Origin of the sequence: Glycomyces buryatensis (assembly GCF_004912275.1) — a bacterium.
Taxonomy (GTDB): domain Bacteria; phylum Actinomycetota; class Actinomycetes; order Mycobacteriales; family Micromonosporaceae; genus Glycomyces; species Glycomyces buryatensis.
The window spans coordinates 130,693-146,077 of record NZ_STGY01000021.1 but is presented as its reverse complement, the minus strand read 5'-3'; the positions used below and the strand labels follow the sequence as shown (position 1 = coordinate 146,077).

Annotated in this window: 14 protein-coding genes; 6 read left to right on the top strand and 8 right to left on the bottom strand. The window is 68.6% G+C overall.

Going from position 1 to position 15,385, the window contains the following annotated elements:
- Positions 1–19 precede the first annotated feature (19 nt).
- On the top strand, positions 20–820 hold the full coding sequence (locus tag FAB82_RS05615) for a DUF3159 domain-containing protein (protein ID WP_136533557.1): 801 nt from the start codon (positions 20–22) through the stop codon (positions 818–820).
- Here the strand turns inward: FAB82_RS05615 and FAB82_RS05610 are convergent.
- From FAB82_RS05610 to FAB82_RS05595, 4 genes are all read right to left on the bottom strand, one after another.
- Positions 817–1,881, bottom strand: a complete 1,065-nt coding sequence (locus tag FAB82_RS05610; RefSeq protein ID WP_136533556.1) for a lytic polysaccharide monooxygenase — start codon at positions 1,879–1,881, stop codon at positions 817–819. The genes FAB82_RS05615 and FAB82_RS05610 overlap by 4 nt on opposite strands.
- 166 nt (positions 1,882–2,047) lie before the next feature.
- Positions 2,048–2,740 carry a lytic polysaccharide monooxygenase auxiliary activity family 9 protein gene (locus FAB82_RS05605; RefSeq protein WP_136533555.1) on the bottom strand — a complete coding sequence of 231 codons (693 nt, stop codon included), beginning with the start codon at positions 2,738–2,740 and terminating at the stop codon, positions 2,048–2,050.
- A gap of 133 nt (positions 2,741–2,873) precedes the next feature.
- On the bottom strand, positions 2,874–3,539 hold the full coding sequence (locus tag FAB82_RS05600; protein ID WP_136533554.1) for a potassium channel family protein: 666 nt from the start codon (positions 3,537–3,539) through the stop codon (positions 2,874–2,876).
- Positions 3,539–4,204 carry a potassium channel family protein gene (locus FAB82_RS05595; protein WP_136533608.1) on the bottom strand — a complete coding sequence of 222 codons (666 nt, stop codon included), beginning with the start codon at positions 4,202–4,204 and terminating at the stop codon, positions 3,539–3,541. The genes FAB82_RS05600 and FAB82_RS05595 overlap by 1 nt, the downstream gene beginning before the upstream one ends.
- Before the next feature lie 155 nt (positions 4,205–4,359).
- On the opposite strand from FAB82_RS05595, the gene FAB82_RS05590 reads away from it, so the two are divergent.
- The 5 genes from FAB82_RS05590 to FAB82_RS05570 all read left to right on the top strand — a co-directional run bounded on the left by FAB82_RS05590 (position 4,360) and on the right by FAB82_RS05570 (position 10,010).
- Positions 4,360–6,345, top strand: coding sequence for an APC family permease (locus FAB82_RS05590; RefSeq protein WP_136533553.1), 1,986 nt, complete (start codon positions 4,360–4,362; stop codon positions 6,343–6,345).
- A 105-nt stretch (positions 6,346–6,450) separates the two neighbouring features.
- A complete protein-coding gene (locus FAB82_RS05585) occupies positions 6,451–8,079 on the top strand; it encodes a BCCT family transporter (protein ID WP_136533552.1) in 1,629 nt (542 codons plus the stop codon).
- A 129-nt stretch (positions 8,080–8,208) separates the two neighbouring features.
- The gene (locus FAB82_RS05580; protein WP_136533551.1) at positions 8,209–9,387 is read left to right on the top strand and encodes a class I SAM-dependent RNA methyltransferase; all 1,179 of its coding nucleotides are present in this window, start codon (positions 8,209–8,211) and stop codon (positions 9,385–9,387) included.
- 48 nt (positions 9,388–9,435) lie between these two features.
- On the top strand, positions 9,436–9,693 hold the full coding sequence (locus FAB82_RS05575) for a hypothetical protein (RefSeq protein WP_136533550.1): 258 nt from the start codon (positions 9,436–9,438) through the stop codon (positions 9,691–9,693).
- Entirely contained in the window at positions 9,690–10,010 is a 321-nt protein-coding gene (locus FAB82_RS05570; protein WP_136533549.1) for a type II toxin-antitoxin system PemK/MazF family toxin, read from the top strand. The genes FAB82_RS05575 and FAB82_RS05570 overlap by 4 nt, the downstream gene beginning before the upstream one ends.
- Before the next feature lie 40 nt (positions 10,011–10,050).
- On the opposite strand, the gene FAB82_RS05565 is transcribed toward FAB82_RS05570, so the two are convergent.
- From FAB82_RS05565 to FAB82_RS05550, 4 genes are all read right to left on the bottom strand, one after another.
- Entirely contained in the window at positions 10,051–11,307 is a 1,257-nt protein-coding gene (locus tag FAB82_RS05565) for a DUF5685 family protein (RefSeq protein WP_136533548.1), read from the bottom strand.
- Positions 11,308–11,390: 83 nt separating this feature from the next.
- Positions 11,391–12,761: an alginate lyase family protein gene (locus tag FAB82_RS05560; protein WP_168801430.1), complete on the bottom strand. Its 1,371-nt coding sequence runs from the start codon at positions 12,759–12,761 to the stop codon at positions 11,391–11,393.
- A 169-nt stretch (positions 12,762–12,930) separates the two neighbouring features.
- A complete protein-coding gene (locus tag FAB82_RS05555; protein ID WP_136533546.1) occupies positions 12,931–14,241 on the bottom strand; it encodes an alginate lyase family protein in 1,311 nt (436 codons plus the stop codon).
- A gap of 204 nt (positions 14,242–14,445) precedes the next feature.
- Positions 14,446–15,366, bottom strand: coding sequence for a glycine betaine ABC transporter substrate-binding protein (locus FAB82_RS05550; protein ID WP_136533545.1), 921 nt, complete (start codon positions 15,364–15,366; stop codon positions 14,446–14,448).
- Positions 15,367–15,385: the final 19 nt, after the last annotated feature.

Genomic DNA, 15,385 nt, shown 5'->3' with positions numbered 1-15,385 from the left:
GCGACCTGGAAGGCACGCCTTGAGCACCGAGACGCCCGCCCGCACCGACCCGGACGAGCTCCCGCCGTTCACCGAGCAGCTCTCGCAGCAGCTCGGGGGCGTCAAGGGCGTGGTCGAGGCCGCCGTTCCCATCACGCTGTTCGTCATCCTCAACCCGCTCCTGCCCGAGCAGATGGGGCCGCTCACCGGGCTCCAGTGGGCCATCATCATCGCGGCCGCCAGCGCGCTGGGCATCGCCGCCTGGCGGGCCGCCCGCAAGGAATCGATGCGCCACGCCCTCAACGGCCTGTTCGGGATCGCGCTCGGCGCCTGGCTGGCCTGGCGCAGCGAAGACGCCCGCAACTTCTACCTGCCCGGCATCATCCAGGGCGGGATCTACGGGGTCCTGCTCATCGTCTCGGCCCTGGTGCGCCACCCGGTGATCGGCTGGATCTACGCCATCGTCGCCCAGGGCGGCAAGAAGGAATGGCGGCAGAACAAGCCGCTGGTGGACGTGCTCAGCCGCATCACGATCCTGTGGGGCGTGGTGTTCCTCCTCAAGAACGCGCTGCGCGCGTGGCTGTACTACGTGGACTCCGGCGCGCTCGGTCTGGTGACGCTGTTCGGCGGCTGGCCTGTCACGATCGCATTGACCGCCTTCACGATCTGGGCCGTGCGCCGCAAGATGAGGGACGTCGAGGCCGCCGCCGCGGTGGCCGGTGACGCTCCGGTCGACGCGTCCGGCGCCGCGGCTCCGGACGACTCCGAGGACGAGGCGAAGCCTGCGGTGGCAGAGCCCCGGACCGGCACGAGCGAGCGCCGGCCCGGAGGCGTCCACTAAGCGGGTAGGCAGTCCATTTCTGGCATCGACGTCAGCGATCCGCTGACATTGAAGCCGAACGTGACCGTATCCGACGCGTTGATCTTCTGGTTGTAGGAGACCGGCTCGGCCATCTCCAATCCGCCCATCTGGGAATGCTCAGCGCCCCAGATGTTCGAGATCGCGACGTTCGAACCGTCCGCCCAGGCCCAGTGGAGCATCCACGAGTTGACCGTGCGTGCCCCGGTGGCGGCGACCGTCACCTGGACCGTGGCGCCCGAGCCCCAGCTGGAGACCGTCGCGCTGGCCTCGCAGGCGAGGTCGGCGGGCTCTCCGGTGGTGGGGCCGTCCGAGGTCGGGTCGTCGGTGGGTTCATCGGTGGGGGACTCGGTCGGGTCGGTCGGCTCCTCGGTCGGGCCGCCCTCCCCGAACCAGACGTCCGAGCAGGAGTAGAAGGCCTGGTCGAGGTGGCTGGCCTGCCAGACGACGTAGACGATGTGCGCGCCGGTGCGGCCCGGGGCGCTCACCGGGATGTCGACCGCTTCGCCGGGCTCGTAGGTGCCGGTGGTGACCACCCGTTCGAGGTCACCCCAGCCCAGCGCTTCGGTGGTCGGATCGAACCCCTGCTTCGTCACGTAGACCCAGTAGTAGTCCGAGCCGTGCCTGGCGGTGTCCTCGTAATGGAGCGTGAAGTCGTTTTCGAGCGGTGTGGTGTGCCAGGGACCCACCTCGTCGAGGGAGTTGTAGCGGCCGCCCTCGGCGTGTCCGCCTGAGCACAGCTGGCCGTCGGGGATGGCGGTCTCGTGCTGGTCGTTCAGGCCCTCGCGCAGGAGGCCGTTCCAGTTCCACATCGTGTTGGGGTTGGCCTGCCAGGCCTGCCAGCACATGGGGTCCTCTTGGGCCATGTCGGGATTCAGGTGGTCGTCTCCCCAACGCTCCCAGCAGGAGTACTGGCGCGCGGGCGGGGTGGTGGCGGTGCCGTGGCCGGAGGCGGTCTGGATGAACACCAGCCCCGACACGGCGGCGAACATGGCCGCGACGATCACGATCAGTGATCTTCGGAGTTTCCGCGTTCTAAGCATGATAGCGCTCCCAATGAATTGAGAAATCGAGAACCTTCAATGTAACGTCCGCGGCTCCCAATTGTAAAGGCCCTGGACGAAATGGGGACGGTGCAATGAGGACGAAGCGGGGCCCGCCGAGGCCATCGGCGGGCCCCGCTTCGCGGCGATTCATACGCGGACTCCCCTAGCCGAACATGACGTCCGAGCAGGAGTAGAACGTCTGGTCGAAGTGGCTGGCCTGCCAGATCATGTAGACCACGTGGTGCCCCGTGCGGCCGGGGGCCGACACGTCGATATCGACCAGGGTCCCGCCGCCCTCGGCCGCCTCGCCCTCGCCGGGCGCGATGACATCGGTCTCGGCGACCAGTTCGAGGTCGCCCCAGTCGAGGGCGTCGCCCGCGGCGTCGTACCCCTCGGTGGTGACGTAGATGCGGTAGTAATCGGCGCCGTGGTTGGCCTGGTCCCAGTTGGTGAAGGTGAAGTCCTCCTCGACCTGGGTGGTCGTCCATGCGCCGGGGTCGTCGAGCGGGGCGTACCGGGTGCCCCCCGTCTGTCCGCCCGAGCACAGCTGGTCGTCGGGGATGGTCCCCTCGTGGTCGCCGCCGACCTGCTCGCGGTAGAGGCCGTTCCAGTTCCACATTGCATTGGGATCGTTCTGCCATGCGGCCCAGCACATGGGGTCCTCGGTCTCCATGGCCGGATTCTGGAAGTCGTCGCCCCACCGCTCCCAGCAGGAGTACTGGCGCGAGGACGGCCCGATGGCGGTGCCGTGGCCAGACGCCGGCTGCACGAACAGCGCGGCCGAGGCCCCGGCGACGAGGATCGCCGCGAGAGCGATGAACGTTCGACGGAGCCGGAATTTGGGTGATCTTGTCATGGTTGCGCTCCCAATATATAGGGACATTGAACACAATCAATCTAACTTGTCCTAGTTCGACCTGTAAAGACCCGCGGGAGGCCAGTTAGGCCTTGCGGAGCAAACCCACAGGGAACGGAACGCGCTCAGCGCGTCAGCGGGACTTGCCCAGGATCACCGCTCGGGCGGCGTCCTCGGCGTCCTCGTGGCAGACGAAGACGAGTTCGTCGCCCGATTCGAGGGTGTCGTCCGGGGACGGGGCGAAGACCCGGCGGCCGCGGATGATCGCCACCATGGCGACGTCGCTCGGGAGCGGGACGTCGGCGACGGCACTGCCCACGTGCGGCGCGTCCAGCGGGAGGGTGATCTCGACCAGGTTCGCCTGGGACTGGCGGAAGGTCAGCAGCCTGACCAGGTCGCCGACGCTCACCGCCTCCTCGACGAGGGCGGCCAGCAGGCGCGGTTTGGAGACCGAGACGTCGACGCCCCACTCCTCATTGAACAGCCACTCGTTCTCGGCGCGGTTGACGCGCCCGACCACGCGCGGGACGGCGAACTCGGTCTTGGCCAGCAGGCTCACGACGAGGTTGACCTTGTCGTCGCCCGTCGCGGAGACGGCCACGTCGCAGCTCTCCAGGTGGGCCTGGCGCAGGTTCTCCAGCTCGCAGGCGTCGGCCAGGAGCCATTCGGCCTCGGGCACGCGCTCGGGGCGCATGGCCTCGGGGTCGCGTTCGATCAAGAGGACCTGGTGGCCGTTGCCGACCAGTTCGGCGGCGATGGAGCGGCCCACATTGCCGGCTCCGGCGATTGCGACGCGCATCAGACCCCTCCTTGCGGGGCGGCGCCCGCGATCTCGGCGATCTTCGCCTCGCTGTCGTCGGCCACCAGCATGAAGACCTGGTCGCCGTCCTGCAGCACCATCGACGCCGTCGGCAGCGTGGCGCGGCCGAAGCGGTTGATGTAGGCGACCCGGTGGCCCGTGGCCTGCTCCAGGGTCGCCAGCGGCACGCCGACCCAGGCCTCGTCGCACAGGACCTCGATCATCGACAGCGTCGCCGTCGGGTCGCGCCACAGCGGCTGCTGGTCGGTCGGGATGAGGTGGCGCAGCAGGCGGTCGGCCGTCCAGCGCACCGTCGCGACGGTGGGGATGCCGAGGCGCTCGTAGACGCTGGCGCGCTGCGGGTCGTAGATGCGGGCGATGACGTTGGGGACGCCGTAGTTCTCGCGGGCGACGCGGGCGGCGATGATGTTCGAGTTGTCGCCGGAGGAGACCGACACGAACGCGTCGGCCCGCTGGATGCCGGCCTTGGCCAGCACCTCGCGGTCGAAGCCGACGCCGCGAACGGTCGTCTCGTCGAAGTCGGGGCCGAGCCGGCGGAACGCCTTGGGGTCCTGATCGATGATCCCGATCGTGTGGCCCCGCTCCACCAGGCTGCGCGCCAGCGAGGACCCGACGCGGCCGCAGCCCATGATCACCACGTGCACCTGGCGCACCCCTCCCGTTGTTACGTCGGAGCGACGATACCGCGCGCGGCCCTGCTCCCGCCGCCCACGCTACCCGCAGCTGGAAGCCTCCGACCGGGTCCTGGATGGAATCAACTCCGCGCTCGCGATTCGAAACCGGGCGTTACGCTACGGCTGTGACCCGGTCCTTGTCAGTCTTCAAGCGCCTGCTGGTGGGGGAGCCGTTCACCAGCGAGCGGCAGCAGTCCCTTGAGCTGTCCAAGCGCTACGCCATCCCGCTGCTCGCCGTGAACCCGATTTCCTCCATCGCGTACGCGCCCGAGCAGGTATTCCTCATCATCGGCGCCGCCGGCACCGCCGCCTACGCCTACTCGGTGTGGACCGGCCTGGCCGTCGCCGCCGTCATGCTCGTGGTCATCGCCTCCTACCGCTACACGGTGCAGGCCTACCCGGGCGGCGGAGGCGACTACCGGGTCGTCACCGCGAACCTCGGGCCCGGAGTCGGGAAGCTCGCCGCCGCCGCGCTCGTCCTCGACTACATCCTCACCGTCGCCGTCTCGGTGTCGGCCGCGATCGCCGCCGCGGCGGTCCTGTGGCCGAGCCTGAGGGACTGGCGTGAGCTCGCCGCCGCCGTCGTCATCGCCGCGATCATGGCGTTCAACCTCCGCGGCCTGCGCGTCTCGGGACGCATCGCCGCCGCCATCGCCCTCGCCTTCGTCGTCGGCATGGCCTCGATGCTCCTCGTCGGCTTCATTCGCATCGGCGCCGGCGAGGCGATCCAGGCCGCCTCCGCGGACGCGGCCGCCGCCGAAGAGTCGCGCGAATGGACCTCCGCGGCGCTGTTCGTGCTCTGCGCCCGCGCCTTCGCGGCCGGGTCCGTCGCCGTCACCGGCATCGAAACCTTCACCACCCGCGTCCGCTTCTTCCGCCCGCCCCGGGGCCGCAACGCCGCCGCCGCGATCACCGCCGTCGGCGCCGCCACCATCACCCTGTTCGTGGGCATCGTCGTCCTGGCCCACCTGATCGGGGCCCGCACCAGCGCCGACCCGGTCGAGGCCGGCGAGGCCGACGACTACCTGTTGCACCCGCTCATTGGCCAGCTCGCGAACACCGTCTTCGACGAGTCCCCGGCCGCCGTCTGGCCGTTCATGCTCGCCACCGCCGGGGTGCTCCTGCTGGCCGCGAACACCGCGTTCGTCGGCTTCCCGCAGCTGGCCTCGATCTTCGCGCAGGACTCCCTGCTGCCGCGCCAGCTCCACAAGCGCGGCGACCGGCTCGTGTACTCCAACGGCATCATCATCCTGGGCGCCAGCGCGATCGTCCTCGTCATCGCCTTCGGCGGCGCCACCTACGGCCTCATCGGCCTGTACATCGTCGGCGTGTTCCTGTCGATGATCCTGGCGAACGCCGCGATGGTCCGCCACTGGCGCCGGGTCCTGGGCGTCGAACGCGACCCCGCGCGGCGCACCCGCGCCCGCCGGGCCCGCCGCACCGCCGCCCTCGCCGTGGTCGTCTGCGCGATCGTGCTGGCGATCGTCGCCTTCACCGACTTGCGGCGCGGCGAATGGTTCGCGGTGTTCATCATCGGGTTCTGCTACTGGCTCATGTGGTTCATCTCCCGCCACTATGCCGCCGTCGCCTCGGACCTGGCCCTCCCCAAGGGCAAGCCGAAGCTGCCCACCCGCAACCACGCGGTCGTCCTCGTCTCCAGCGTCAACCGGCCGCTCATGCGGATGCTGTCCTACGCCAAGGCCACCCGGCCCGACACCATCACCGGCCTCACTGTCAATGTGGACGCGGCCTCCTCGCGGGCGCTGCTGGCCGAATGGGAGGAGCGCAAGATCCCGATCTCGCTGACCATCGTGGACTCCCCCTACCGCGAGATCACCGGCCCGATCGTCGACTATGTCAAGGCCATGCGCACCAATGCGCCCCGCGACATCGTCACCGTCTACCTGCCCGAATACGTGGTCGGGCACTGGCGGCAGCGCCGTCGCTTCTCCGGCGACTACTTCCCCTGGGTGACCAACCTGCTGCACAACCAGACGACGAAGGCGATCCGCCGCCAGCTCAAGTACGAGCCGGGCGTCATGGTCTGCATCGTCCCCTGGATCCTCGGAGAGAACACCGAACCGCCGCCGCTGCGCCGCATCAGGAAGTGAGCGGCGCCAGGATCGGCAGCGGTTTTCGCGCGGTTGTCCGGCGGCGGATCGCTACCACTAAGATGAAAAAGGTCCAAGTGCCTACATCTACCCAATTAGGACACAATGACCTCGACAGATACCGAACATAGAAAGTCGGCGTTCGCCAAGGCCCGAGAGGCCATCGCCCCTCGCGTTTTCTACCCAAGCGCCGCAATCATTCTGGCCTTCGTGCTGGTGGGAACGCTGTGGCAGACCCCCGAACCGGCCGAGGGGGAGACGAAGGAGACCGACTTCTCGGTCGTCCTCGACAACATCAATACCTGGATCACCCAGAAACTGGGCTGGTACTACCTCTTCGTGGTCTTCGGCTTCGTGGTCTTCGCCGCCGTGGTCGGCTTCTCCAAGCTCGGCCGGATCAAGCTCGGCCCCGACGACGCGAAGCCCGAGTTCTCCCGCGGCTCCTGGTTCGCCATGCTGTTCAGCGCGGGCATGGGCATCGGCCTGGTCTTCTGGGGCGCGGCAGAGCCCTTGGCGCACTACGCGACCCCGCCCTACGCCTCTCCTGAGACCGAGGCGGCCGCCCGCGATGCCATGCACGCCTCGTTCATGCACTGGGGCTTCCACGCCTGGGCGATCTACATCGTCGTCGGACTCGCCCTGGCCTACGCCACCCACCGCAAGGGCCGTCCGCTGTCGCTGCGTTGGACGCTCGAACCCCTCCTCGGCGACCGCGTGCGCGGCACCATCGGCGACCTGATCGACATCACCGCCGTGGTGGCGACCCTGTTCGGCGTCGCGACCTCCCTGGGACTCGGCGCCCAGCAGATCAACGCGGGACTCGACGCCCTCGGCCTCGCCTCCTCGCCGGAGGACTCCACCCAGACGAACGCCACCCAGATCATCATCATCGCGGTCGTCACCTCGATCGCGATCTGGTCGGTCCTGACCGGCGTCAAGAAGGGCATCAAGTGGCTGTCGAACATCAACATGGTGCTGGCCGCCGTGGTGCTGGTGTTCGTCTTCATCGCCGGACCCACGCTGTTCCAGCTGCGTGAGCTGTTCACCTCGATCGGCTACTACTTCCAGAACATCCTCAGCACCTCGCTGGACGCCGGGGCCTACCCGGCCGAGAACAGCGGCTACCCCGAGGCCGGCGGCTTCCAGGCGGCCTGGACGGCCTTCTACTGGGGCTGGTGGATCAGCTGGGCGCCGTTCGTGGGCGTGTTCATCGCCCGCATCTCGCGCGGCCGCACCGTCCGCGAGTTCTGCCTCGGCATCCTGGCCGTGCCCACCGCCATCTCGTTCGTGTGGTTCGCCGTCCTCGGCGGCACCGCGATCGACCAGGCGCAGGGCGGGGCCGACATTCTCGGCCTCGACGAGGCCTCCGCGCTGTTCGCGGTCCTCGACGGCCTCCCCGCCACGCCGCTCCTCACCGGGCTGGCGACATTGCTGGTCGTCACGTTCTTCGTGACCTCCTCCGACTCCGGCTCGCTGGTGATCGACACGCTCGCCTCGGGCGGGAACCTGGAGCCGCCCAAGCCGACCCGGGTGTTCTGGGCGACCCTGGAAGGCCTGGTCGGCATTACGCTGCTCGTCGTCGGCGGCATCGTGGCGCTCCAGACCGTCTCGATCGTGACCGCCCTGCCGTTCTCGCTGATCATGATCGCCATCTGCGTGGCGACCTGGCGCGGCCTGAACAACGATCCGGCGATCAAACTGAAACCGAAGCGGAAACAACCCGCGAAATCCTGATCCGGCGGGGCCGGGCACCCGTCCAGGGAGCCCGGCCCCGCGCCGCAGCCCTTCCCTGTACCCTGGCGAGTTGGGCCGGATCTCGGCCCGCAGACTTTTTAGACCGCATCAGCAGGGGATTGGAAGACGATGATCGTCACCGTAGGGGACGTCGCAGCAGGAGGCCATTGCGTGGCCCGCGTCGACGGCGAGGTGTACTTCGTCCGCCATGCCCTTCCCGGTGAGAAGGTGCGCATCGAGATCACCGACCGCAAGAAGCGCTTCGCCTTCGCCGACGCCGTCGAGATCATCGAGGCCTCGCCCGATCGCGTCGAGCCCCCCTGCCCGTACGCCGGCCCCGGCAAGTGCGGCGGCTGCGACTTCCAGCACGCGACCCACGACGCTCAGCGCCGCCTCAAGGCCCGCGTCCTCCAAGACCAACTCACCCGCATCGGCGGGATCGACCCGGCCGACCTCGAAGGCGTCGAGGTCGAGGAGCTGCCCTCGAAGGAGGGCCCGCTCGGCTGGCGCACCCGCATGCAGTACGCGGTCGACGCCGACGGCAAGCCCGGACTGCGCGGCCACAAGTCCCGCGACATCATCCATATCGACCAGTGCGCCATCGCCACCGAGCCGATCCGTTCGTCGAAGACCCTCTTCAAGGACTGGAAGGGCATGGGCGCGGTCGGCGTGGTCGACGCCGACGACGACAGGCTCGCCGTCTACACCCAGCTGCGTCGCACTTCCCGGCCGCATCACAAGAGCGGACCCAAGCTCGTCCACCAGCGGGTGGGCGAGTTCGAGTTCGAGATCAACTTCGACGGTTTCTGGCAGGTCCACCCGGCCGCCGCCGAGACCTTCCTGTCGTGCGTGCTCGACCAGCTCGACCCGCAGGACGGCGAGGCCGCCTGGGACCTGTACGCCGGTGCCGGGCTGTTCGCCGCCGGGCTCGCCGACGCGATCGGTGAAACCGGTCGCGTTGTCGCCGTTGAGAACTCCAAGTCCTCCCGCACCGCCTCGAACCTGTCCGGCTTCGCCAATGCCGGAGCGGTCGACGGCGACGTCGCCGAGACTGTTCCCGCGCTCGGCAGCGTCGACCTCGTGGTCCTCGACCCGCCGCGCAGCGGCGCCGGGACCGACGTGGTCGCTTCGATGATCGAGGCCGGTCCGCGCGCGATCTGCTACGTCGCCTGCGACGCCGGCGCGCTGGCGCGCGACGCGAAGGCCTTCGCCGAACACGGCTGGAAGCTGACCCGCCTGCGCGCCTTCGACGCCTTCCCGATGACCCAGCACTTCGAGACGATCGCCCTGTTCGAACCCGCGAAATAGCTGGTGTTCGGGTAGCCGTGACGGTGGTTAAATTGGTATACTCAGGGTATGACCACGATGACCACCATCAAGGTTCCGGTCGATCTACGCGATCGCATCGCGGAGCTGGCGCGGAACCGCCACGAGACCATGTCGGAAGCCGTCGCGCACGCGCTCGACGCCGCTGATGAAGAGCAATTCTGGGCCGAGGCCAGGGCCACGATGGGAGTGGATACGGCCCGTGCCGAGCTGCAGCGCGAGAGCGAGCGGTTGTCCGCGACCTTGACAGATGAGCTTGAGCCCGAGGACTGGAGTGACATCCTTTGAACCGGGGTGACATCTACCTGTGCGACTTGGGCAATCCCATCGGGCATGAACAAGGCGACCGGCGACCGGTCGTCATCGTCTCGCGCGATGAGATGTCGCGGTTCGGTATCCCTGTGGTGGTACCGGTCTCCAGGACCCGCAAGGAGTACCCGACCCATGTCGAGCTGGAGGGCGTCCTCCCGGTGACCAGCTACGTCCAATGCGAGCATCTGCGAACAGTCTCGACTGAGCGGTTCATTCGGCACGTGGGCACCGTGGACGGCATCCACATGATGAAGATCGAACTGGTACTGCGGCGAATCCTCGGTTTGACTTAGCCCGGGCGCGAATGGCTCGCGAGGACGCAGCCGTAGAGCCTCAGCAGCTGCAATCGCAGCCGCAGTCGCCGCAGCATCCGTCGCTCGAACAGCAGTTGCAGCAATCTCCGCAGTTGCCGCAGCATTCCCCGCAGCAGTTGCAACCCTCGCCGCAGCCCTCGGCCTGGTGGCAGCAGCCCGAGCGCGACTCGCCCGTCCACGGGTCCTCGTACTCCGACCGGCAGCAGCTCTGGCAGGTGCAGCACAGGGCTGTGAAGATGCACAGGCCGCCCCAGAAGCCGCGGATCCGCGGGCGCTTCGGGCGCCCCTGCTTGTCCGGCGGCGTCTCCTCGGGGCGCTCGTAACCGGGGGGCCAGCTCTCGCGCGGGGGCCCGCCGGGGAGCCGCGGGTCGGCGCCCGGCTCGCTGTACGAGGCACCGGGTTCGTGGTGGTGCGAGGCAGCGCAGCTGCTGCCGAAGGTCTTCGAGACGGCGTGCCTCGCGTAGCGGTCCAGCAGCAGGTGCACCATCGCCTCGTCCACGAACGTCGCGGCTTCGAGCGCGGCCCGCATGTCGGCGAGCGCGCCCCGCGCCAGGGCCCTGGCCCCCTCCACGCCCGTTCCGGTGGCGGCCAAGGGGTTCCAGGCGCCGCGCGCGGCGTCTTCCTCGAAGTCGTCGGCGGCGTCGAGCAGATGGGCGAGGCGGCCGAAGGCGCGGCCGGCGGTGCGAAAGGCGCCCGCATTCTCGGGGCGGTCGGCCAGGAATGCGGCATGGGCGAAGAGCTCCGCCGTCGCCTCCTCGGTCGGCGCGGTGACGTCCGTCAGCGGTGTGGTCGGGCCGCAGGCGGCCTCGACGGATTGCTGGCGTTCGATCGCGGCGATGACGCGGGCGGTCGGCAGGTCGATCGTCTCGCCGATGACGGTGGCCTTGGTGCGGTAGCGGTCGGCGGTCGCTCCCGCCAGGCCCCGGGCGCCGGGTCGGGCCACGAAGCCGTCGCCGTCCTCGACGTGGTCGCGGAGCTTCGCCGAGGCCAGCAGGAGCGAGGCGGTGGCGGCCAGGCGCGGACCATTGCCCGTCGCGATGCGCTGGCGGCGCATGCCGCGGAGCGCGCAGGGCCCGGCGGTGCGGGAATCGGCGTCCGGATCGCCCTGGGCCTCAACGAGAACGGAGAGGGCGAGCGCGTCGTAGTTGGTGGTGAGGCGAGCGAGGTGCCCGGCGTCGTCGCGCAGTTCGAGGCACAGGCCGCAGAAGTGCCCCATCCAGCGCGGCTTGAGGGCTTCGGGCGTGCGGGAGGGGCAGGGGGCGAGGATGCCGAACACGGCAGGGCTCCTGGGGTCGGGGAGGACGGTCTGGGGAATCCTACCGACGCGCCGCAACGCGGCCGGCAATCCGGCGCCGGTTGTCAGCGGGCGTGGGTGAGGGTGCCGAATCCCAGGTGGTCGAAGCCGCCCGAGCCGAAGCCGTAGTCGCCTCCGCCGCCTTCGGGGCCGTTCTGCGCCATGATATCGGCGACGTTCGGCATCGACAGTCCTTGGCGCCCAGCGTAGTGGTGGTACAGCAGTGCCCACATCGGCCGCACCTGGCCGCGCTGCGCGGCGGAGATCTGGGTCTGCTCGTTGTAGCGGCAGTCTTGGCCGTTGTACCAGATGTACTCGGTGTACGGCACGTCCTGGCCGAGGTTGTAGCGGGCCACGTATTCGGCGCACTTGGCTAGCCGGTTGTCGTCCATGCCGTACAGGTCGACCCCTTGGTTCCAGGCCATCTCGCACAGGGAGCCCAGCAGACCGGTGGCCATCAGGGAGTGCCCCTGGTCGCGGCCGCTCTCCTGCTGCTGGGCGAGGCCCTCGTCGTCGTAGACGAACGGCACCGCGTTCTTCAGCGCGCCGTTGCCCTCGCCGTTCTCGTAGTAGTCCAGGGCCCGGCCGACCAGGCCCTCATCCTCGTTGAAGATCCCGATCGCCAGGACCGAGTTGAGGTTGCACAGGTCCCAGTTGGACCAGTAGTTGGTGACGCAGGCGTCGTTGTGGTCGTTCAGGAAGTGGTCGTTGAGCGGGTAGAAGACGTCGGTGAGCATCGTCTGGAAGCGTTCGAGCTCGAACCCGTCGATGTCGCGCACGAGCTCGGCGGCGTTGGCGGCCTGGTAGCCCTGGATGCCGGCGGCCAGGAAGCGGTCGGCGTTGCCGGTGATCTCCTTGAGTGACGCCGACCAGGCGTTGAGGATGTCGACGGCGGCCGTGGCATGGGCCTCGTCGCCGCTGATCTTCCAGCGCAGGCCGTTCTGGTAGGCGGCGTGGATGTCGGTGAACATCTGCCCGACGTTGTCGCCGTCGCCACCGCGGACGACGGTCTCCAGCGGCCGCGGCGACCAGTCGGCGGCAGAGCGGCCATTGGCGGTGAGGCGGTTCCAGCCGTCGATCCAGGGCGACTCGCCGGCCTCGACCTTCTCGGCCATGCGCTCGAAGTCGGCGGCGGTGTGAAGCATGCCGCGTTCGAACTCCACGCCGTCGACGCGGGCATTGTCGCCCGCGCCCGCGCCGCCGGGAGTGGGTGTGGGACTGGGGGAGGCGCTCGCCCCGGCGGTGGTCTCGGGCGCGGCCTCGGGTGTCGTGGAGGAGGTCTCGGTGTCGCGGGTGAACCAGTACCCGGCGACGCCCACGGCGGCCAGGCCGCCGCCGATGGCCACCCCTTGGAGGAAGCGGCGGCGGTCCCCGAGGAGTCGGTCCTTGAGGCGGCGCGGTGCGGGTACGGCGGAAGACGCACGGTGCTTGGACATGCTGTTCCTAATACGGGTGCAGCGAAATGCCGGGGAGATTCGCTGCCGGTCGGAGGAGGTGCGGAAGCGCCGTTGCTTCACAACAGGATTCTCACACATCACCGAGAACGATCGAAATCGAACAGCGGGTAGCGCGACGGGCTCCGGCTCGGGAGCCCGTCGCGGTCGGTCAGCCGAGCGGGGTCAGATCGTCGGGGATGTCCTCCCAGTGGAGCCTGACGTGGGCGAGCGTGCCGAAGCCGAGGGTGTCGTAGCCGCCGGAGTTCGAGCCGTAGTCGCCGCCGCCGCCCTCGGGGGTGTTGGCCCCCGCGAGCGCCGCGACGTTCGGCATCGCGAAGCCCTGCCGCTGGGTGTAGTGGCCGTAGACCATCTCCCACACCGGCCGCGCCTGCCCGCGTCCGCCCTCGCCCATCACGGTCTGCTCCCGGTAGTCGCAGTTCTGGCCCGTGCCCCAGCTGTAGGTCGTGAACGGCAGGTCGTCGTTGCCGGAGTTGTAGCGCGCCACGTACTCCGCGGCCTTCGCGAAGGCGTTGTCGTTGGCGCCGTAAAGGTCCACGCCCTGATTCCAGGCCATCTCCATGATCGAGGACATCAGGCCGATGCCCATGATCGAGTGCCCCTGGTCGCGGCCCGATTCCTGCCACTGCGCCAGTCCGCCGTCGTAGACGAAGGGGATCGCATTGTCGATCGCGCCGTTGCCCTCGCCGTTCCAGAAGTAGTCCACGGCCCGGTCGAACAGGACCTGGTCGTCGCAGAGGATCCCGGCGGCGAGGATGTTCGCCATATTGCACAGGTCCCAGTTCGCCCAGTAGTTGGTGATGCAGGCGTCGTTGTGGTTGGTGAGGAAGTGCTCCGACATCGGCACGAAGATGTTCGTGATCATGTCCTGGAATCGGGGCAGGTCGAAGCCCTCGACGTCGCGCACGATCTCGGCGGCGTTGGAGAACTGGTAGCCGTAGATACCGGATGCCAGGAACCGGTCGGCATTGCCCGTTACCTCGACGAGGGTCTCGGACCAGGCATTGAGGATGTTCACCGCGCAGTCCCGGTGCGCGGTGTCGCCGCTGACCTTCCAGCGCAGCGCGTTCTGGTAGGCGGCGGCGATGTCCGGGAACAGCTGGGCGTAGTTCTGGCCGTCGCCGCCGCGGATGACCGTCGCGAGCGGCCGGGGGGACCAGTCGGAGTGCGAGCGGCCGTTGGCGACCAGCTTGTCCCAGCCCTGGATCCAGGGCTCCGCGCCCGCGGTGACCTGCTCGGCCATGCGGTCGAAGTCGTCCTGGGTGTGGAGCATTCCGGGGTGGCCGCTCTGAGTGGCGTCCGCGGTGTCGTCGTCTTCTGCCGCCTGGGCGATCTGGAGACCGCCGACGCCGGCGGCGGCGAGGCCTCCCGCGGCCACGGCGCCCTTGAACAGGCGCCGCCGACCGAGGCTTGCGCCACCTCGCTCGTGGCGCGGGGTGGATGTCGAGTTGTGGGTGGACATGGAGCTCCTAAAGCGCCATGCGGTTCACGATGCCGGGGAGCGCGACCGCGAATCGGTGACGTTCGGCGGATGCCCGTCTTGCGTCGATTTCGATGGTAGTACATCGCATCTACATATTTCAATCTATTTCATCGTAAGTCATCGATTCCCCAGGCAGGCAAATGGGGACGGGCACCGCCCGTCCCCATTTAATGACCCTATGTATTACTTGATCAGGTCGGCGAAGCTATTGTCGGCGAGCCACTTGGTGACGCCGCCTTCAACGTCGCCCTCTTCGTCGGTGAATACGGTCTTCTCGAGCGAGGCCAACTGCTCATCGTCCATTTTGAACTTTTCGAGCGCGCCGGCGACATCGGCGAACTCCGAGCTGAAGCCCTCGCGGGCCAGCGTGTTGATCGTCTCGGCATCGCCCAGGGTGACCTCGGGGTCCTCCAGGTTCTTGATGTCATAGGCGGCGTAAGCCCAGTGCGGCTGCCAGAGTGTCACCACGATCGGCTCCTCGGCCGCGATGGCCGAGTCCAGCTCCGCGAGCATCGCCGAGGTGGAGGAGGTCTCCAGCGTCAGGTCGGTGATGCCGTAGGTCGGGATCGTGTTGTTCTGGACCGCCTCGGTCAGGCCCGCGCTGGCCTCGATGCCGATGATCTTGCCGCCGAACAGGTCGGCATTGTCGTTCAGCTCGGTCAGCGAGTTGACGTCGACGTACGACGGGACGGCTACGGTGAGCTTGGCGTTCTCGTTCCAGGTGCCGAGCTGCTCCAGCTGGTCGCCGTACTCCTCCATATAGGTCTGGTGCGTGATCGGCAGCCAGCCGTCGAGGAAGAAGTCCAGCTGGCCCGAGGACAGGCCCTCGAACAGCGGCCCGGCCTCGCTGAACTCCTGGGTGGTGACCGTGTAGCCGGAGGCCTCCAGGGCCTGGCGCCACATCTCGGTGGCGACGACGGCCTCATCCCAGTTGATGTAGCCGATGGTGATCTCGCCTTCGCCCTGGGGCAGGCCGAAGTCCATGTCGTCATTGGAGCCGGAGTCGGTCCCGGGCTCCTCCTCGACGCCGCAGGCGGCCGCGAGGGCGGGGACGGACAGGGCGCTCGCGATGGCGGCGCCTCGCATGATTGAACGGCGTTGCATTGTGCCTTCTTTCCGGTGC

Excerpts from the sequence above, each read along its gene's own strand:
- FAB82_RS05585 (WP_136533552.1), top strand. The coding sequence starts at position 6,451 with ATGACCTCGACAGATACCGAACATAGAAAGTCGGCGTTCGCCAAGGCC.
- FAB82_RS05580 (WP_136533551.1), top strand. The coding sequence starts at position 8,209 with ATGATCGTCACCGTAGGGGACGTCGCAGCAGGAGGCCATTGCGTGGCC.
- FAB82_RS05600 (WP_136533554.1), bottom strand. The coding sequence starts at position 3,539 with ATGCGCGTCGCAATCGCCGGAGCCGGCAATGTGGGCCGCTCCATCGCC.
- FAB82_RS05550 (WP_136533545.1), bottom strand. The coding sequence starts at position 15,366 with ATGCAACGCCGTTCAATCATGCGAGGCGCCGCCATCGCGAGCGCCCTG.
- FAB82_RS05610 (WP_136533556.1), bottom strand. The coding sequence starts at position 1,881 with ATGCTTAGAACGCGGAAACTCCGAAGATCACTGATCGTGATCGTCGCG.
- FAB82_RS05575 (WP_136533550.1), top strand. The coding sequence starts at position 9,436 with ATGACCACGATGACCACCATCAAGGTTCCGGTCGATCTACGCGATCGC.
- FAB82_RS05605 (WP_136533555.1), bottom strand. The coding sequence starts at position 2,740 with ATGACAAGATCACCCAAATTCCGGCTCCGTCGAACGTTCATCGCTCTC.
- FAB82_RS05560 (WP_168801430.1), bottom strand. The coding sequence starts at position 12,761 with ATGTCCAAGCACCGTGCGTCTTCCGCCGTACCCGCACCGCGCCGCCTC.
- FAB82_RS05555 (WP_136533546.1), bottom strand. The coding sequence starts at position 14,241 with ATGTCCACCCACAACTCGACATCCACCCCGCGCCACGAGCGAGGTGGC.